This window comes from Rothia nasimurium (genome assembly GCF_042660305.1).
GTDB lineage: Bacteria > Actinomycetota > Actinomycetes > Actinomycetales > Micrococcaceae > Rothia > Rothia nasimurium.
The window spans coordinates 46,583-63,318 of the sequence record NZ_JBHSTW010000010.1 but is presented as its reverse complement, the minus strand read 5'-3'; the positions used below and the strand labels follow the sequence as shown (position 1 = coordinate 63,318).

The window sequence follows — 16,736 nt, the reverse complement described above, 5'->3', positions numbered from 1 at the left end:
AGGACGCAGCCGCCCGCCACCCTGCCCACGGCAGAGTAGGCGGGCGGCGGCATCCTTAAAAATTCCCAGCGCACCCAGCGCGCACCCCTAGGAAAACACATGACACAACCCCACTCACCCTACGACGACGCGGTCTCGCCCGAGACCTCCGTCGGCATGCGAGTCAACCAGCACACCGCCCCACCCATCACCGGGGACGCCACCGTGCGCAAACTCCGCCCCCGCCACGTCACCATGATTACCCTCGGCGGCATTATCGGCGCCTCCCTCTTCGTGGGCTCCGGTAACGTGATTCGCTCCGTCGGCCCCGCCGCCCTCATCTCCTACCTCATCGGCGGCCTGCTGGTCTTCCTCGCCATGCGCATGCTGGGCGAAATGGCTGCTGCCCGGCCCGCCATCGGCTCCTTCATGGAATACGCCCGCGTAGGCCTGGGCAACTGGGCTGCCTACCTGGTCGGCTGGCTCTACTGGTACTTCTGGGTCGGCGTGCTCGCCTATGAGGCGGTACTCGGTGGCGAAACCATCGCGGGCTGGTTCCCCGGCGTGCCCGCCTGGGCCGCCTCCCTCGTCCTTCTCGCCATCTTTGTGGGCACCAACCTCATCTCTGTGCGCACCTTCGGTGAAGTCGAATTCTGGCTGGCCTCCATCAAAGTAATTGCTATCGTGGTTTTCTTGGCCGCCGGCCTGCTCTTCGCCCTTGGCCTGTGGCCCGACTCCACCAACACCGTCAACTACCTGTGGAGCCACGGCGGCTTCGCCCCCAACGGCTACGGCATCGCGCTCACCGGCGTCGCCCTGGTCATCTTCTCCTACTTCGGTACCGAAATTGCCGTCATGGCAGCGGCCGAATCGGAAGACCCTGCCAAGGGTATCCGCCAGGCATCCTCGACTGTTATCTGGCGCATCCTGCTCTTCTTCGTCGGCGCTATCGCCGTGATTTGTATGGTGATTCCCTGGGACGAACTACCCGAACCCACCAACGTGTCTGTCGCTCCTTTCACCCTGGTTTTCGAGCGCCTGGGCGTGCCCGGGGCCTCGGTCATTATGCAGCTGGTTATCTTCACCGCCGTTATCTCGGTGCTGAACTCCGGCCTGTACTCTGCCTCCCGCATGGCAGCAGCCCTCTCCCAGCAGGGCTTCGGCCCCGACCTGCTGGCCAAGAAATCCCGCCGCGGCGTGCCCGTCTACGCCCTACTGGCATCCACCATCGGCGGCGTCATTGCCTCCATCGTGAACTTTGCCGCCCCCAACTCGGGTATCTTCGAGTTCATCATGAACTCGGCGGGCCTGGTCGCCCTCTTCGTCTACGTCTTTATCGCCCTGACCCAGTGGAACATGCGCCGCAAGATGACCCCCGAAGAAGTTGCCGGGCTCAAACTCAAGATGTGGCTCTTCCCCTGGCTCAACATCGTGCTCATCGTGGGCATTCTCTTCGTGCTGATCGTGATGCTGGGCAGCGAGTCGGGCCGCACCCAGGTCTACACCTCGCTCATTGTCACCGTAGCCATGCTGGCCCTGTGGCCCCTGGCCCGTAAGAAGGTGGCGGCGAAGAGCTAGATCGCCTTTGCAAGGTGTTCCCAACCCCACGCCCTGTCACGAAACTGCGCGGACGCCCGCAGCGGTTTGTGGCAGGGTGTGGGGTTTAGTTTGGGACGGTTGTTGCTACTCAGCTAAAAGGGCCAGTGGGACTACCGCTACGCCGTCCTGCCGACGGTAGGCCTGAGAACCGGTTGTCACCACCACCAGGTTCGTTACTGAACTTCCCGCCTTCTCACGCAACCATAGGAGGTGGCGGACGTCCGCGTCCGTAACGCTCGCGGTCAACTTCACCTCGATGCCCAGTACCTGCCCCTCGGGCCCCTGAACAATCAAATCAACCTCTCTATCCCCCTTGGGCGTGCGCAGGTGGCTGACCGTGGCTTCAGCAGCCTGGGCGGCTGTGCGCACACTCAGAGTGACCAGCGATTCGAAGAGCAGACCCGCCATATGGGCTCCCTGGCTTGTGGCTAAACCCCGCGTCCCCAGGCCCAGAAGCCGCGCTGCCAGGGCCGGGTCTGCCAACTGGTGTTTAGGAGATACCGCGAGCTTCGTGAACTCATTATTGACCGGCACCCAGCCCGGAACCGGGTCAAGGAGCCACAGTTTAGTCAAAAAATCCCGGTACATTGTGGTTGTCGTTTTGGCAGGCTGGTTCCCGTCGCCGGAGGTCGTTGCATCGAGAATTCGAGAATAACTTGTGGTGGTAGAACTTGCTGCCGCATAGGCGGTTAGCCAGCGGCGGAAGGTTTCAGGGCGTCTTACTGCATACCCTGAGTCGGGTAAATCCTTGTCGATGACGCGCTGTAGGTAGGCGTCAAGCAGGCGCCGGCGGATCTGCTCCGGGGCCTGGAAAATGCCGGGGAAACCGCTGCCGACAATTGCGGTGAAGTAGTCCTCAAGCGTTGCCTGAGTCGCTTGCCCTGCGATGGGGTCGCCCTCCCCAAGAAGGAGTTCTGAGAGACTCACAGGTGCTTGCGGACGATAGCGTTCGTAGTAGGTGAGCGGGCGCATACGCAGGCTTAAAATGCGCCCGGCCCCGCTATGGGTATCGATACCTTCAAGAGGGGAGGCACTACCCGTGAGCAAAAAACGCCCCGGGGGAGCGCCCTGATCAACCTGGCGACGCACTGAGTTCCACACCTCTGGAACATACTGCCACTCATCAAAGAGTAAGGAACCGGCTGGTGCCGCTGTGAATGAGGGATCAGCCCGCATAATGTTCTGCTGTTCTACCTGATCAAGGTAAAAAATGACGTCTGCATGACGGCTGGCTGTGCCTGTTTTGCCAACACCCTTGGGGCCGTCAATCGCAATAGCGGAAGCGTAAGGCATGAGGAAGGAGAGCTCGCGGTCGAGCGTCCTGTGCAGATATGGTGATGTTCCGTCTGACAAGGTCATAATCTGAATATTTCGCTCTCTACGCTACCAAAATTCCCTGTTCTACGCTACCAAAATTCCGTGTTCTACGCTACCAAAATTCCGTCCTGGAACAGCTTGCTCCGCCCCGTCACGACGTCTGCAGGCGCTCGCTCGGGCCCGGACGTCATGACACAGCGGGGGCGGTAGGGGCTAGGAGTTGGCGCGGGTGAGCGCGGCGGCGACGTCGGCCAGCAGGGCGGGCACGTCGTCCTTATCCATCATGACCTCCAGGAAAACCAGCTTGTCGCGCGTGGCCTGGGTCAGGGCGGTTGCTTCCAGCAGCTCAGCGGCGGTGGTCACGCGCAGCATGAGCACGTCGTCCTCGGTCGCCCCCAGCGCTGCCGGAATCAGCTGCCAGTTATAGCGGCGAATATCGTTGTAGGGCTGGGTGGGGCCGTGAATGGCACGCTCTACCGTGTAACCGTCATTGTTGATCAGCACCACCACCGGGTTGGTCTTCTGCTCCAGCATGGTGCCAATTTCTTGGAAGGTCAGCTGGGCCGAGCCGTCACCGATGAGCAGGACGCCGCGCGCACCCCGGTCTGCGATGGAAGCCCCCAGCATGGCCGGCAGGGTATAGCCGATCGAACCCCACAGGGGCTGGCCGATAAACATGGAATTCTCGGGGAAACGGCGGGAGGCCATACCGAAGAAGGAAGTGCCCTGGTCGGCCACCACAATGTTGCCCGGGGACAGCTCGCGGGAGAGCAGGGACCAGAGGACGTCCTGGGTCAGCGGGGCGTTCATGTCGATGTCTTCGTGGGTTTCCTCATCCCAGGGTAGTAGCTCCTTGGGGGCTGCACCCACCTCAAGGGCGACCTCGCGCACCAGGTCAAGGGCGGTATCGAGGGTGAGCGGGGCGTAGGTCTTGCGACCAATCTTGGCGGTCTGGGCCCCCAAAAAGACGGTGTTCTCGGGCAGGTTCTGGGAGAAACCGGCGGTGGTAGTGTCGGTGAAGGTCACGCCTGCGCAGATCAGGGCTTCTGCCTGCTCCACGGCGTCCTTGGTGCGGGCCGACGACACCACCCCGGCGTAAATACCAGCAAAAGCCGGCTTGGACTCGTCCACCAGGGTCTTGCCCCACATCAGGGTGGCATAGGGCAGGCCGGTTGCCGCCAGCATCTCGGTCAGGTTAGCCTGCGCGCCCATGCGGTGAACCAAAAGGTCAGCAAGCACCGTGGTCTGCTTGCCCGCCAGCACTTCAGCCAGGTCAGCGCGGAAGGCTTCAACAGCACCGGGGGACGAGAGAGCCTTGGGCACCTCCAGCGGGCCGGTCGGCGGGGCCACCTCAACCCGCGCAACGTCGGTTGCCAGCAGAATGTAGCCGGGGCGCTTCTGAATCATCATCTCGCGCAGCACACGGTCAATTTCGGCGGTAGCGGTAGCGTGCTCAAGGTTAGCAACCGCGCAGGACACCTCAGAGGCCATACGAATAAAGTGGGTGAAATCGCCATCACCCAGGGTGTGGTGCATGGTCAGGTGGGCGGCCTGGGCGTCCTTGGACGGGGCACCCACGATATGCAGGACGGGCACGTGCTCGGCATAGGAACCGGCCGTTGCGTTAATAGCGGAAAGCTCACCCACACCGTAGGTGGTCACCAGGGCACCGATACCGCCTACGCGGGCGTAGCCGTCCGCCGCGTACCCGGCGTTAAGCTCATTCGCGTTGCCCACCCAGGTCAGCTGCTCGTGCGCAATCACATGGTCGAGGAACTGCAGGTTAAAGTCGCCGGGCACACCGAAAACATCGGTAGTGCCCAGGGAAACAAGGCGGTCAAGCAGGTAGTCGCTGACGGTGTAGGTCATGGGTGGTGTCCTTACTGGTGGGTGCCCGCGGGGTGTTGCGGGCGTCACTGATTATCCTCTCTATGATAGGTGTGTCTAGGCTAGCTTCGCTAGACAGAGCGCCAGCCCAACAGGCGTAGACTGGGAGCCATGACACAGCCAGACATTCTCGGCGCCCCCTACACCGCCGAAACCATCGACCTGGGCCGTGACTCCGAAGGCCCCCTCATCGCCACCCTGGTCCACCGCCCCGCCAGCGAGCAGGACGCCGCTTCCCGCCCACCGGCGTCCGCGCAGGAGAAAAACGGGGCAGCAAAACCTGCCGTGCTCTACCTGCACGGCTTTGTGGACTACTTCTTCCAGAAGGACCTCGGCGACTGGTGGGCAGCCCGCGGCCACGACTTCTACGCCCTTGACCTGCGCAAATATGGGCGCTCCCTGCTACCGGGGCAGACCCCCTTCTACACCGAAAACCTCGACGACTACTTCGAAGACCTCACCGCCGCCTGGAAGCTCATCACCGGCCGCGACGGGCACCAGCAGGTTATTCTCATGGCCCACTCCACCGGTGGCCTTATCGCCTCCCTCTGGGCCAGCCGAACCGCCCCGCCCGAGCTGGCTGCCGTCGTCCTTAACTCACCCTGGCTCGACCACTTCAACAACCCGGTTGAGCGTGCCCTCATGACCGGGTCGGTGGCGGCGCTCGCCCGCTTCAAGCCGCGCGCCATCGTGCAGAAGGAGCAGGAGGACGCCTACGCCCGCTCCCTGCACGCTGAGCACGCGGGCACCTGGCAGTTCAACACCGACTGGAAAACCCTCAACTTCCCACCCGTCTACGCGGGCTGGCTGGCGGCTGTGCGCCGGGCCCACCGGCAGCTACAGCGCGGCCTCGACATCCAGGCCCCCGTTCTGCTGCTAACCTCGGCCCGCTCCGGCAAACTCACAAACCCCACCGACCGCCACGACTTCGACGCCGTGCTCAACGTGCAGGGGATCCGCCGCTGGGGTCTGGGGCTGGGCAAGGACGTCACCAGCCGCGTCATCGACGGCGGAACCCACGACCTCGTCCTCTCACCCGAACCCGCCCGCACCGCCACCTACCGGGCTATCGGCGAGTTCATCGACCGCCTCTAGGTAGCCCAGCCTAGCCTCACCCGGCGGTTAAGCGGGGGAGCAGGCAAGCTCACTCTAGACTTGCTGGAAGAAAGCTGGGGGACTCTCTACGCTTAGACTTATGACGAACCAACCGAACGAAGCAGCCCCCGCAGCTGCAGCCCCTCACTCCCACACCGGTGAAGCCCACGACATGGGCGGTGCCTACCATGAAAAACTTAACCGCCTGCGCGCAGCCGTTCTGGGCGCTAACGACGGCATCGTTTCTGTAGCTGCCACTGTAGTGGGCGTTGCCGGTGCTACCGCTAGCACTTCGGCTATCGGTGTGGCTGCTACCGCCGCTGTGGTTGGTGGCGCGATTTCAATGGCCCTGGGCGAGTACGTGTCGGTCTCGTCCCAGGTGGATAGCCAGGAAGCTCTGATCGCCAAGGAAAAGGCTGAGCTGCGCGACATGCCTGAGTACGAGCTCAACGAGCTGACCGAGGTCCTTGAAGAGCACGGCATTTTACCCGAAACTGCCCGCAAGGCGGCTATCGAGATGACCGAGAAGAACGCCCTCAAGACCCACCTGCACTTTGAGCTGGGTATCGACGAAGAAGATATCCCTTCCCCCTGGTCAGCGGCTTTCGCTTCGGCCGGTTCCTTCCTGATGGGTGCCCTGCTCCCGACCCTGCTGATTCTGCTCTTCCCCGAGGCCATCCGTATTCCGGTGACCTTCGCCGGCGTGCTGATCGCCCTGGCTATTACCGGTACCCTGGGCGCTAAGTGGGGCGGCTCCCCGCACTACGGCAAGGCCGCTGTGCGAGTGGTGGTCGGCGGTGCCCTGGCCCTGGCCGTCACCTTCGGCGTGGGCTCCCTGCTGGGTGCAACCGGCGTGGTCTAAAACGTCGAGATTCGGCCCCTGATTCTTTGAACCGGGGCGGACGCCGTCAGGCGGGTCTGCGCGAGCAGGCCCGCTTTTGTTGTGCCGTCCTGGGGCTCCCCGGGTGGTGGACTAGGGGTTAGGAGGTTGGTCCCGGGTTCAGGCTGACGACCTCCCAGCTGAAGGCGTCCCCGGCACTCTTACCGCAGGACGCCGGCCGCGGCGGCAGCTCGGTGCGGCGGGCGGTGACTACCCAGAAGCGTCCGTCGCGGTGGGCTACGTGGGATGCGTAGAGGTCGGGTTCGGTGGCGGTCATTTCGCTGGGACTCAGGTCCTCGGAGCCTACCTGCTCACCGGCGTCCGCCAGGAGGGTGCGGACGGCTACCTCGGCTACCTGCTCGATGGGGGAGTGGGAGGAGCGCCCGCGTAACCCGGTGAGTTCTACCCGGCCCTGCTGGGCACCCTGGGCTAAGGTCAGGGCCTGTTCGAAGGTCAGACGCCCGTAGGTGTAGCCGGTGGGCAGGCTGATAGCGACCGGGGCGAAGCGGTGCCCGCCGGTGTGGGAGCACTCCCAGACGCTGCCGTCCGCGAGTTGTTCGGATACAAAGGACGCAATGGGCCGGCCCCGTACCGCACAGCAGCGGTCGCGCTTGGAGTGGGTGCAGACAAGGGTCAGTGTTTCACGTGAAACAACCGCACCGGGTATATTTTCGGGGGTTTCGAGGGGAATGGAGAGCAAATCCTCCGCGCCTGTTACCTCAAAAGAGTAGAGCCGGGCGGGTGAAAAATCCCTACCCCCGGTAACCGCAAGGAAGGCGCGGCGGCGGGCGCCGGCGTCCTTAACCTTCTGCCCCTCACGACCGGGCTGCCGAATCAGCAGTAGGCGGGCGCCCGCCTGCGCCATCTTTTCTTTAAGGGCGGCTGAGAGTTCTGCCCCAAAGACGGTTCCATCGAGAATATCGCGGCCCCAGCCGCCGGGGTGCTCCAGCAGCACCCAGAGCATTTCGCGGGCAGCGGTGCCCGGCAGATTCTCATCAACCGGCAGGGAGCAGGAATCGGCAGGAATAGCGGGTGCGGTAGGGCTAGTCATGGGCATAAGTGTACGCCAGCGCGGGCCCCAAGGGGCAGCGAGTGTGCGTCATATCGTCGAGAGTGCGCACGGCTGCTGCACGCTCAGCGATATGACGCACGCTCGCGCAGGTCAGGGCTTCGCCTGCTCATTGGGTAGCCTAGATACATGACTTCACCCGCAGACTCAGCCCCCGCAGAGCCGCAGCCACCTGTGCGCATCGACGCCTGGCTCTGGTCGGTGCGCGTGTTCAAAACCCGCTCACTGGCGTCCACCGAGGTCAAAGCCGGGCATGTGCGCGTCAACAGTGAGCACGCCAAGCCCTCCCAGAAAATCAAACCCGGCGACACCGTCACCGTGCGCTACCCCGGCTGGGAGCGCGTGCTCATCGTGCGAAAAACCATCTCCAAGCGCGTCGGCGCCCCCGTAGCCGTCACCTGCTACGACGACATCTCCGCCCCCAAACCCGCCTACCTCACCAGCGGCGCCCTGCCCCGCCGCGACCGGGGCGCAGGCCGACCCACCAAAACTGAGCGCCGCGCCCTCAACAAGCTCCGCGGCTACGAGAAAGAATAAGTATGTCCCACACCCTGCGCCCGGCCGTCCTTGCTGACGTTCCTGCCCTCTCCGCCTTCGCTAGCGCACATTTCCCCGACGCCGCCCCGTCCGTGGTCCCCCGCGAGTTCGTAGCGGCCTTTGTGAGTGAAAACCTAGATGAGGCGTCCTTCACCCGCTACATTGAAACCGGCGCCTACAGCTTCATCCTGGCCGTCAACGAAGCGGGCGACATCATCGCCTACTTTGGCATCGACCACGAGGCACCCCAGCCCGCCGAAATCCCCGGCAAGGCCGCCTACCTGAGCAAGTTCTACCTCTCCGCAGAAACCCGTGGAACCGGTCTGGCTAGGGAACTCATGGACGCCGCTATCGCCGCCGCCCGCGCAGACGGTAAAGACGGCCTGCACCTTGGCACCCATCAGCTCAACCACCGCGCCCAGGCCTTCTACGAAAAGATGGGATTCACCCGGGTGGGTGAACGCACCTTCCAGCTCACTGCCACCGAAGTCGCCCACGACTACATCTACCACCTGTCTATTTAAAACCTGAAGATTATGCAGGTCGGTGCTGTATCATGACTCTACGCCTTGCCTTCCCCCACTCACTCGCAGCGGCAGGGCTCGAGGAGAATAATGAATTTTGAGATCCGCCCACCTGTGCCCGCAGAGGCCAGAGCGTGGGAAGAGCTGCGCATGACGTCCTGGCGTCACGCCTACGCAGGCACATTTACCCCCGAAATGTTCGCTAAGCAGGAAGAGCAGCTGGACGCCCGCGCCACCGGATTTGCAGAGTGGCTTGATTCCACCGGTGGCACCGGTGAAGATATTCAGCAGCAACTGGGCCAGCACCGCCGCGCCCTGGTGGCGGTAGAAAAGGACGTCGCGGGCAAACTCCTGGGTCTGGCCTTCGCCTCCCAGATGCCGTATGAGGTGCAGAAACTTGAAATGCTCTACCTGCTGCCCGAGGCCTTCGGCACGGGAGTTGCCCAGGCTCTGCTGGGCGATGTGCTCGACCCCGGCCCGGCCGAACTTGAGGTGCTTTCCACCAATGCCCGCGCGATTCGTTTCTATGAAAAAGAAGGCTTCACCATCGCCCGCTCTGACGAGTTTGCGGGCCGTAAAACCTACATCATGACCCGGCCCTAGCGGCCCCACTTTTGACTGTAACGCTAAATGCCATGTGCGCGGTAACGATTCGCGCCCATGGCATTTATCGTTACCCTCAGCCGAGGTGGAGCGGTGCGCGGACGCCGGTGGTAGGGTGAAAGAGTCAGGCCGGGTTAGCCCCGCTGTGAGGAGCCCGGTTCGAACCCTCACCAAGGAAAACACCCTATGACTAGCTCACCCGCCGCGCCTGGCCGTCCGCCCCTGAACCGCGACACCACCGTCTGCATCTCCCTCTCGGGCCGCCCCTCAAACCACGGCATTAAGTTCCACAACTACCTCTACGAAAAGTTTGGCCTGGACTTTCTCTATAAGGCCATGACCACCACCGACATTGAGGCCGCTATCGGCGGCGTGCGGGCCCTGGGAATTCGCGGGTGCTCGGTGTCCATGCCCTTCAAGCAGGCAGTGATTCCCCTGGTCAACGAGATGGACCACTCCGCTGAGGTGATCGGTGCGGTCAACACCATTGTGAACACCGACGGCTACCTCAAGGCCTACAACACCGACGTGATTGCGGTGGCATCCCTGCTGGCCTCCCACCGGGTAGACCCCGCCCTACCCTTCCTGCTGCGCGGCTCTGGCGGCATGGCGGCGGCTGTAGCTGGAGCTTTCTACGACGCGGGCTTCCGCACCGGCACCATCATCGCCCGCAACGAAGAGGCGGGCCTGGCCCTGGCCGAGCGTTACGGCTACACCTGGGCTGCTGAGGTGGGCGAGCTGACCGCCCCCGTCATTGTGAACGTCACCCCCATCGGTATGGAGGGTGGCCCCGAGGTCGATGCCCTGGCCTACCCAGCCCCCGCGATTGAGGCTGCCCAGGTGGTCTTTGATGTAGTCGCCATGCCCGTTGAAACCCCGCTGATTCGGGCCGGACGGGCTGCGGGCAAGGAAGTGATCACCGGTAGCGAGGTCATCGCCCTGCAGGCTGCTGAACAGTTCAAGCTCTACACCGGGGTTGAGGTCAGCGATGCCGATGTGGCCGAGGCAGAAGCCCAGGCCAGCTAGGTTCTTGAACGTAACCGAAACCTTCATCTGCGCGTTCTTTGCACACGCAGATGAAGGTTTCGCTTACCCATACGGACGCCGGTAGGGTGGTTTTATGCCCTCTACACCGTCTTCTTCACCCCGGCAGCCTTCGCTCAACCGCCAGATTCTTGCCCTGGCGGTACCCGCCTTTGGAGCGCTTATCGCTGAGCCCCTGCTGGTTCTGGCTGACTCTGCCATCGTGGGTCACCTGGGTAGTGCCCCGCTGGCTGGCCTGACGCTGGGCTCAACCGTGGTGCAAACCTTGGTGGGTTTCATGGTTTTCTTGGCCTACTCGACTACTCCCGCAGTAGCCCGGGCCGTGGGTGCCGGGGATACCCCTAGCGCTTTTGCCGCCGCCCGCAATGGCCTGTGGGTGGCCGCTGGCCTGGGTATTTTCTTCGGGGTACTGCTGGCGCTGACCGCAGGCCCCCTGCTGGGCGCGCTGGGGGCGAGCGGGGACGTCCTCGCCCATGCCACCGCCTACCTGTTGCCCTCCCTGGCGGGTCTGCCTGGCATGCTCCTGGTACTGGCGGCGACCGGTGCCCTGCGCGGTTTTCAAGACGCAAAGACCCCCCTCTACGTCGCCACTCTTGGTGCCGCTCTCAACGTGCCGCTGAGCTGGGCCCTGGTTTACCCGGCAGGGTGGGGTGTGGCAGGTTCTGCGGTAGCGACGGCTGCGGTGCAGTGGGGCATGGCCCTGGCGCTGACCTACGCGGTGGTGGCGCGGATGCGGGCACCCGGCTCTACTGCCCGCCCCTCCGGCTTATCGGTGCGGACGCGGGTGCCCAGCTGGCTACCCGACCGCGCCGGACTAGCCGCTGTTTTTAGGGTGGGGGCCTGGCTGATGGTGCGGGCCGCCTGCCTGCGAATTGCCCTGCTGGCTACGGTCTTTGTGGTGACCAGCCAGGGGGAGAAAAACCTGGCCGCCTACCAGCTGACGATGGCTTTCTTTAACCTGCTGGCCTTCGCCCTAGACGCCCTGGCCATTGCCGCCCAGGCCCTGCTGGGTAAGGAGATGGGCGCGCAGGATCTTTCAACCCGGCAGGGGCAGGGCGCGGTGGTTCAGCTCAAAAACCGCCTGGTGCGGTGGAGCCTGGCCTTTGGCCTGGTTACGGCGCTGGTCTGCCCGGCGGTCGGGTTTGGCCTGGCCTGGGTGTTTACCCCCGACCCTGAGGTGCAGCGCCTCTTTGCCCTGTCGCTGCTGGTGCTGGCGGTGGGCCAGCCCCTGGCCGCTTACGTTTTTATTCTGGACGGCGTGCTCATCGGCGCCCAGGACGTGCGCTACCTGGGTCTGGCTGGGCTCTTTACCCTGGTGGCCTATCTGCCGGTGCTGGCCGGGTTGTATCTCTGGTTCGGGTCCGGTGCGGACGCTCCCGCCCAGTTCGCTGGGGGCACCTCCTGGGGCTGGGGCGGTCTGTTTGATGCCCCCACCCTGGCCTACCTGCTGCTGTGGTGCTCCTATGCCCTGTGGTACATGGGCGCCCGCGCCCTCACCCTGGGCTGGCGGGCCCGCAGTGGGGTTTGGGTGGCTTAGGGAGGCTTGAGTTATAAGAAGATGACCGATAAATCCCCAGATTGGTTATAATATCAGCTCTATGGAACTAAAGAATTTGGAATGGTCGTATAAAAACTCTAATAAGTCAAAATTTCAACAAATAACCTATGGTTTAATGACTATTAATGGAAAGACCATAAGAACTGTTGTACAGGTGGCGAAAAAAGATGAAAACTGCGACTACTGATATTTCAGATTTTATCTACATAGTTTTGCACATCCCTTTTGGGGATGTATCAGTTGCGGCTGTATATTCCACCTACCAGAAGGCAGAGAAATACTGTCAGGTCTATCGTGAGACAGAAAAATCTGTAGCCCCCTGGATTATCTGCGCACCTAAAAGAACCAGGCTCTATAATCTTTACCCCCAGACCATGGGGCAGATGGGGGCAATACGGGAAAAAATATCGGCAAACCCTTACTCTCAGGAAGGGATGGATTCTGATGTCTCTCCCGGAGAAATTGGCCATGATGGTTATATTCTCTTAGTGGAAGGTAGCTCCAATGCCCCTCACATCTTGGGTGTTTCCCCCGTCGCAAGTTGGGGGGAAGTTGACCTTTATACGGATGAATACCTTGCTGTCCATCCTAAACAGGTTATTGAATTTTGGAATTACACTATAGATACTATATATTTTCCTTTAGTGGAATATGATAATGAGAGAAAAGTTTTCATCAATAAAATAGATGGAAATATTTGGTAAATTCAAGACGTAGAAATTTATCGCTAAAATAAAATTTAGGCTCAGAAAAAGGTTTGCTCATAAGGGGTGCCCAGTACATATCAGATAGTACAAATAACCTGATGGTTGAGAGATATGGTAGAACCCTGCTAGTAGTTCTTCAGTCAGGTTATGTCGGCGGTAGATCAGTGTTAGGGCTCCATGAGCTCAGCCAGCAGTGCTTCCACGCGGTGCTCCTGGCCGGTGGCGCGCAGTAGCTCAATGCAGGCGTCCAGGGCAGCAGCACGGGACTTTTTCAGTCTCAAAGGCTCAAAAAACTCCGCCGCTAACTCATAGCGGCCAATCGCCAGCTCACTCTGCCCGGCAGCAGTCGCAGCTTCAGCGGCAACCATCAGTAGGCGGGCTGCCCGCTCCAAGCACTCGTTCTCGCGGTAGGTCTCAACCAGCTCATCCACGAGCTGCTGGCCGGTAGACTCACCGGTTGCGAGTGAAAGACGGGCAGCGAGATCCTGAGCCTGCAGGAAAGCCAGCAGGTCGGGGCGGACGCCCGGGGCGGCGTCCCCGCCCTGGTCACCGTGGGCTGGGGCAAGAGCCTGCTGGGCCAGCTCCTGTAGCTCACCCACCGGAGTACGAAGGGCTTCAAGCTCATTGACCAGTTCGGCAACCGGTGCCCACACGCGCACTACCTCGGCCAGCAGGGCCGGGGCGGCGCTGCCGTCCGCTAGCAGGGGCCAGGCCGTCTCAAAGAATCCGTGGGCCTCAAGCGCTTGCGCCCCCGTGACCGACCTACCGGCCAGCACCAAGAAAGCAGCCTCGGCGTAGGCCAGACCTGCCTCAAGGGAAGCCCCTGCGGTCTCATGCCCGCGGGCCACCGCCAGGTAAGACTCCACCGGGGTAAAGGACAGGGGAGTAGCCCCCTCCGCGCCCGCACCCTGGGTCTGCGCGCCCGCGGCGGCGTCCGCTCTGGCTGAACTAGCCGCACTAGCTGAATTAGCCGAACCGGCCCCGTCCGCCCCGGTAGGCAGTACAATGGGTGTCAGGGCGTCCAGTTCGGTGGCGGCCTCCAGGGACTCCGAGAACCGGGTATTACCCGCCCGGCGGTCAAAGGCCTGCGCTAGTGGCCGGGATTCGGCCAGTGCCCAGTCGTAGAGCTCCTTCAAGGTAGACCGTTCGACCTGACCGGCAGGCCGCAAGCCGGTGGGCATATCCCCGTTGTCCTCTAAAGCCCAGGCCAGGCCAGCGACAATATAGCGCAGGAAATTGCGGTTATCGCCGGGATCCCCCGCCAGGTCAAGGGCACGTTTGCCGTGGTCAGCCAGCAGGTCAAAGGCCGCCTGAAGGTTCTGGCCGCGGGCCAACACCTCAAACTCAACGCCCAGGTCGTCCGGATCATACTGGTCGCGGTTGGCCGCTGCTCGCAGTAGGTGACGACCGGCTGCTTCGCCGTCCCCCAAATGCAGGTAGGCAAGCGCCAGCTGCCGGTGGGAAGCCGCAGGCTCCCGGTTACACAAATCTTCGGTGGGGGCACCCAGGCGGACGGCCGCCTCAAACTCCCCGTCTGTCACGTGGTCGCGCAGAATCCCGCCGTGCCTGCAGGAGCCGCAGTCCATCTCGTCCTCACCGTGCGCCAGCCAGCGGGCGCGCCAGGTCTCGGCGGCCTCGTCCTCGCCAATATGGGTAGCCCACATGTACTCGGCCCGGTCAGGGGCCATCTCGCCCATGCCCGCCAGGCGGTAGCGTCTGCGCATCTCATCGAGCAGCTCGCGCGCCTGCTCCTTAGAGATCTGCGGGTAGGCGGTCATATCGCCGATAATCCACTTGAACTGCCAGAAGAGGGTGCGGGCGGTGAACTCGTCAAAGTGCTCGGGGTGGGCGTCGTAGAGACGCAACAGCTTAGAGAACACCGCAAAGGACGCCGGGGTCGGCTGCCCAAAAACATAGGCCTCCACCAGGTTGAGGTAGGCCTCGGGCAGCATGGATTCGGGGCCCTCCCGTTCTAGGGTGCGGGTGATGTACTCCATGGCGGCGGTGCGGGCGCTACCGTAGGGCAGGTCGCGGGTTGCGGCAATTTTCTGGGCGGCTTCGTGGGTGGACCACACAGTTTTCTCCCTTGTTGGTAGCTATCTTTAGGGCTGGCGCAGGGCAGCTTCAAGCAGCTGGGCCAGGCTATCGCTGAGCAGGTTGGTTTCAGCCCCGCGCAGGCCCTCACCGGCGAGCATGAGGGCAGAGAGGTAGAGGGTTGTCAGACCCGGCTCAAAGGACGCGTGCTCCGGCTGATGCAGTAGGCGGCGGGTATTTTCGTTGGCGTCGTTGAGCACCAGGGTGCGGGTCGGCTCGGTTGCCGTCTCGGTGAAGGAGCCCAGTAAGCCGCCCCAGGCGCCACCGGCGTCCTCGGCCTCCTGGGTCAGGTCGCGGGCGCGCTCGGCCTCGGCATCCCGTAGCAGGACCGCGGGCACTTCGGCGGGGTCAAAGGTGCGCAAGAGGACGCCGCAGTCCTGGGTCGCCAGTACCGCCCGGGCGCGCTCCAGGCCGCGCAATACCTCGAACTCGCGTTCCATTTCAACCGCTGCCAGGGTCTGGGTGACGTCCTTGCTGGTCAGCTCGGTGACTTTCCAGCGGGGCCGGTCAGCTAGCTTGGCCAGCAGGTCGGCATCGTAGACGTAGCCGCCGTTGACCACCCACAGCCCCTGGGCTCGCGCCACCGGAGCCACCCTGCGGTAGGCCTCGGTGGTGGGGGTGTAGAGCACCTGCCCGGTCTCTTCAATGACCTGGGCGAGCGTAGCGATACCGCCGGTGGTTTCAAAGGGCAGGGAGCGCGCTACTACATCGAGCATGTCGTCGCTGGCTAAGGCCACCGCGCGCAGGGCTAGGGAATGGGTTTCAACAAAACGGTCGCGCAGGGTACTGGGTTTAGAGAGGGTAGCGGTAATCCAGGTTTTGAGCTGCTCACCGATAGCCTCACGGGTGAGTAGAAGGATTTCGTCCTCGCGCAGCTGCTCGCGGGAGGCGGTTGGGGTCAGGGACTCCGAGTTCACCACGGCCCGCACAAAGAAAGCCCAATCGGGTAGCAGGGTATCTTCGCGGGTATTGACCAGCATGTTCTTCACATAGACCCGGTGACGGCCGGACCCCGGTGATACCGCCTGCGGCAGAACATAGGCCACACCGGTTGTGCCGGTGGCGGGCACGTCGATCTCAAGAGCAGCCAGGGGAGTGAAGCCCAGGGTCTTCTCGGCGTAGTTGGTCAGGGCCAGGGCTCGTTCGTGCTGGTTGGGCTGGTGCTCACCCTCCCCCTTAGCCCAGGGCAGGGCAGGTAAGGAAATGCGGCGCCAGATCCGCTGACCGGCAGCCGTTACTCGAACCGCCACCTCCACCGGGAGCATATCGGCGTAGTCGCTGGCCAGCGTCACCACCGTCTCCTCGGCAACCCAGTGGGCGGCGTCCGCCCGCGCCTTGAGGCGAATCGTCGTACCAACCTCGGGAACCTGACCGGCGGCGTCCTCACCGCCGGTTAGTTGAAGCACCTCAAAGGTGCCATCCGCATGACCCAGCCAACGCACCGGGGCAGCCCCCGGCAGGGCGCTCTGCGAGGTGACCTCAACCGTATCGGCAATCAAAAAACAGGCCAGTAGGCCAATACCGAACTGGCCCAAAAACTCGGCGCGCCCCTCGTTAAAGACCTCATCGCGTTTAGAGGTGCGGCCAATCGTCGCCAGAAACTCCTCAGCCTGCTCGGCCGTCAGGCCCACACCGGTGTCGGTAATGGTGATGCCGGTGCCGTCCTCCCAGGGTTCCAGGAGCACCCGGGCAGGGGCGTCGCCGTCCTGCTCGCGGCGGGCAGTAATAGCGTCAACCCCGTTCTGAATCGCCTCGCGCAGGTAAACCTGCGGGCCCGAATACAGGTTCTTCGACAGCAGCTCAACCAGGCCACCCAAATCAACTTTAAAACGCTGTGACAAGG

General features: G+C 62.8%; 14 protein-coding genes. 9 read left to right on the top strand and 5 right to left on the bottom strand.

Annotation, left to right across the window (positions count from 1 at the left end; translation table 11 throughout):
- Positions 1 to 99 precede the first annotated feature (99 nt).
- Entirely contained in the window at positions 100 to 1,557 is a 1,458-nt protein-coding gene (locus ACFP6B_RS04040; RefSeq protein ID WP_237186538.1) for an amino acid permease, read from the top strand.
- Between the two features lie 105 nt (positions 1,558 to 1,662).
- On the opposite strand, the gene ACFP6B_RS04035 is transcribed toward ACFP6B_RS04040, so the two are convergent.
- Both ACFP6B_RS04035 and ACFP6B_RS04030 read right to left on the bottom strand, forming a co-directional pair.
- Positions 1,663 to 2,937: an ATP-binding protein gene (locus ACFP6B_RS04035; RefSeq protein WP_377127139.1), complete on the bottom strand. Its 1,275-nt coding sequence runs from the start codon at positions 2,935 to 2,937 to the stop codon at positions 1,663 to 1,665.
- 171 nt (positions 2,938 to 3,108) lie between these two features.
- Positions 3,109 to 4,764 carry an alpha-keto acid decarboxylase family protein gene (locus ACFP6B_RS04030; protein WP_377127136.1) on the bottom strand — a complete coding sequence of 552 codons (1,656 nt, stop codon included), beginning with the start codon at positions 4,762 to 4,764 and terminating at the stop codon, positions 3,109 to 3,111.
- Between the two features lie 129 nt (positions 4,765 to 4,893).
- Here ACFP6B_RS04030 and ACFP6B_RS04025 point away from each other — a divergent pair, with 129 nt between their 5' ends.
- Positions 4,894 to 5,877: an alpha/beta hydrolase gene (locus tag ACFP6B_RS04025; RefSeq protein WP_377127133.1), complete on the top strand. Its 984-nt coding sequence runs from the start codon at positions 4,894 to 4,896 to the stop codon at positions 5,875 to 5,877.
- Positions 5,878 to 5,977: 100 nt separating this feature from the next.
- A complete protein-coding gene (locus ACFP6B_RS04020; protein ID WP_377127130.1) occupies positions 5,978 to 6,739 on the top strand; it encodes a VIT1/CCC1 transporter family protein in 762 nt (253 codons plus the stop codon).
- Between the two features lie 118 nt (positions 6,740 to 6,857).
- On the opposite strand, the gene ACFP6B_RS04015 is transcribed toward ACFP6B_RS04020, so the two are convergent.
- Entirely contained in the window at positions 6,858 to 7,808 is a 951-nt protein-coding gene (locus tag ACFP6B_RS04015) for a sucrase ferredoxin (RefSeq protein WP_377127127.1), read from the bottom strand.
- 147 nt (positions 7,809 to 7,955) lie between these two features.
- On the opposite strand from ACFP6B_RS04015, the gene ACFP6B_RS04010 reads away from it, so the two are divergent.
- The 6 genes from ACFP6B_RS04010 to ACFP6B_RS03985 all read left to right on the top strand — a co-directional run bounded on the left by ACFP6B_RS04010 (position 7,956) and on the right by ACFP6B_RS03985 (position 12,796).
- Positions 7,956 to 8,363 carry an RNA-binding S4 domain-containing protein gene (locus ACFP6B_RS04010; protein ID WP_377127124.1) on the top strand — a complete coding sequence of 136 codons (408 nt, stop codon included), beginning with the start codon at positions 7,956 to 7,958 and terminating at the stop codon, positions 8,361 to 8,363.
- Positions 8,364 to 8,365: 2 nt separating this feature from the next.
- Positions 8,366 to 8,887 (top strand): GNAT family N-acetyltransferase, encoded by a 522-nt coding sequence (locus ACFP6B_RS04005; RefSeq protein ID WP_377127121.1) that lies wholly within the window; start codon positions 8,366 to 8,368, stop codon positions 8,885 to 8,887.
- A gap of 90 nt (positions 8,888 to 8,977) precedes the next feature.
- Positions 8,978 to 9,490, top strand: coding sequence for a GNAT family N-acetyltransferase (locus tag ACFP6B_RS04000; RefSeq protein ID WP_377127118.1), 513 nt, complete (start codon positions 8,978 to 8,980; stop codon positions 9,488 to 9,490).
- 186 nt (positions 9,491 to 9,676) lie between these two features.
- The gene (locus tag ACFP6B_RS03995) at positions 9,677 to 10,516 is read left to right on the top strand and encodes a shikimate 5-dehydrogenase (RefSeq protein ID WP_377127115.1); all 840 of its coding nucleotides are present in this window, start codon (positions 9,677 to 9,679) and stop codon (positions 10,514 to 10,516) included.
- Positions 10,517 to 10,610: 94 nt separating this feature from the next.
- The gene (locus ACFP6B_RS03990; RefSeq protein WP_377127112.1) at positions 10,611 to 12,071 is read left to right on the top strand and encodes an MATE family efflux transporter; all 1,461 of its coding nucleotides are present in this window, start codon (positions 10,611 to 10,613) and stop codon (positions 12,069 to 12,071) included.
- A gap of 188 nt (positions 12,072 to 12,259) precedes the next feature.
- Positions 12,260 to 12,796, top strand: coding sequence for a hypothetical protein (locus ACFP6B_RS03985; RefSeq protein WP_377127109.1), 537 nt, complete (start codon positions 12,260 to 12,262; stop codon positions 12,794 to 12,796).
- A 170-nt stretch (positions 12,797 to 12,966) separates the two neighbouring features.
- Here ACFP6B_RS03985 and ACFP6B_RS03980 read toward each other — a convergent pair whose 3' ends face one another.
- Positions 12,967 to 14,874 carry a hypothetical protein gene (locus ACFP6B_RS03980; protein WP_377127106.1) on the bottom strand — a complete coding sequence of 636 codons (1,908 nt, stop codon included), beginning with the start codon at positions 14,872 to 14,874 and terminating at the stop codon, positions 12,967 to 12,969.
- Positions 14,875 to 14,901: 27 nt separating this feature from the next.
- Positions 14,902 to 16,734, bottom strand: coding sequence for an HSP90 family protein (locus tag ACFP6B_RS03975; RefSeq protein ID WP_377127103.1), 1,833 nt, complete (start codon positions 16,732 to 16,734; stop codon positions 14,902 to 14,904).
- Positions 16,735 to 16,736 lie beyond the last annotated feature (2 nt).

Bases quoted from the DNA above. Each gene is read 5' to 3' on its own strand.
- ACFP6B_RS04040 (WP_237186538.1), top strand. From the start codon at position 100: ATGACACAACCCCACTCACCCTACGACGACGCGGTCTCGCCCGAGACC.
- ACFP6B_RS04030 (WP_377127136.1), bottom strand. From the start codon at position 4,764: ATGACCTACACCGTCAGCGACTACCTGCTTGACCGCCTTGTTTCCCTG.
- ACFP6B_RS04020 (WP_377127130.1), top strand. From the start codon at position 5,978: ATGACGAACCAACCGAACGAAGCAGCCCCCGCAGCTGCAGCCCCTCAC.
- ACFP6B_RS03990 (WP_377127112.1), top strand. From the start codon at position 10,611: ATGCCCTCTACACCGTCTTCTTCACCCCGGCAGCCTTCGCTCAACCGC.
- ACFP6B_RS04025 (WP_377127133.1), top strand. From the start codon at position 4,894: ATGACACAGCCAGACATTCTCGGCGCCCCCTACACCGCCGAAACCATC.
- ACFP6B_RS04015 (WP_377127127.1), bottom strand. From the start codon at position 7,808: ATGACTAGCCCTACCGCACCCGCTATTCCTGCCGATTCCTGCTCCCTG.
- ACFP6B_RS04010 (WP_377127124.1), top strand. From the start codon at position 7,956: ATGACTTCACCCGCAGACTCAGCCCCCGCAGAGCCGCAGCCACCTGTG.
- ACFP6B_RS03985 (WP_377127109.1), top strand. From the start codon at position 12,260: ATGAAAACTGCGACTACTGATATTTCAGATTTTATCTACATAGTTTTG.
- ACFP6B_RS04035 (WP_377127139.1), bottom strand. From the start codon at position 2,937: ATGACCTTGTCAGACGGAACATCACCATATCTGCACAGGACGCTCGAC.
- ACFP6B_RS04005 (WP_377127121.1), top strand. From the start codon at position 8,366: ATGTCCCACACCCTGCGCCCGGCCGTCCTTGCTGACGTTCCTGCCCTC.
- ACFP6B_RS03995 (WP_377127115.1), top strand. From the start codon at position 9,677: ATGACTAGCTCACCCGCCGCGCCTGGCCGTCCGCCCCTGAACCGCGAC.
- ACFP6B_RS04000 (WP_377127118.1), top strand. From the start codon at position 8,978: ATGAATTTTGAGATCCGCCCACCTGTGCCCGCAGAGGCCAGAGCGTGG.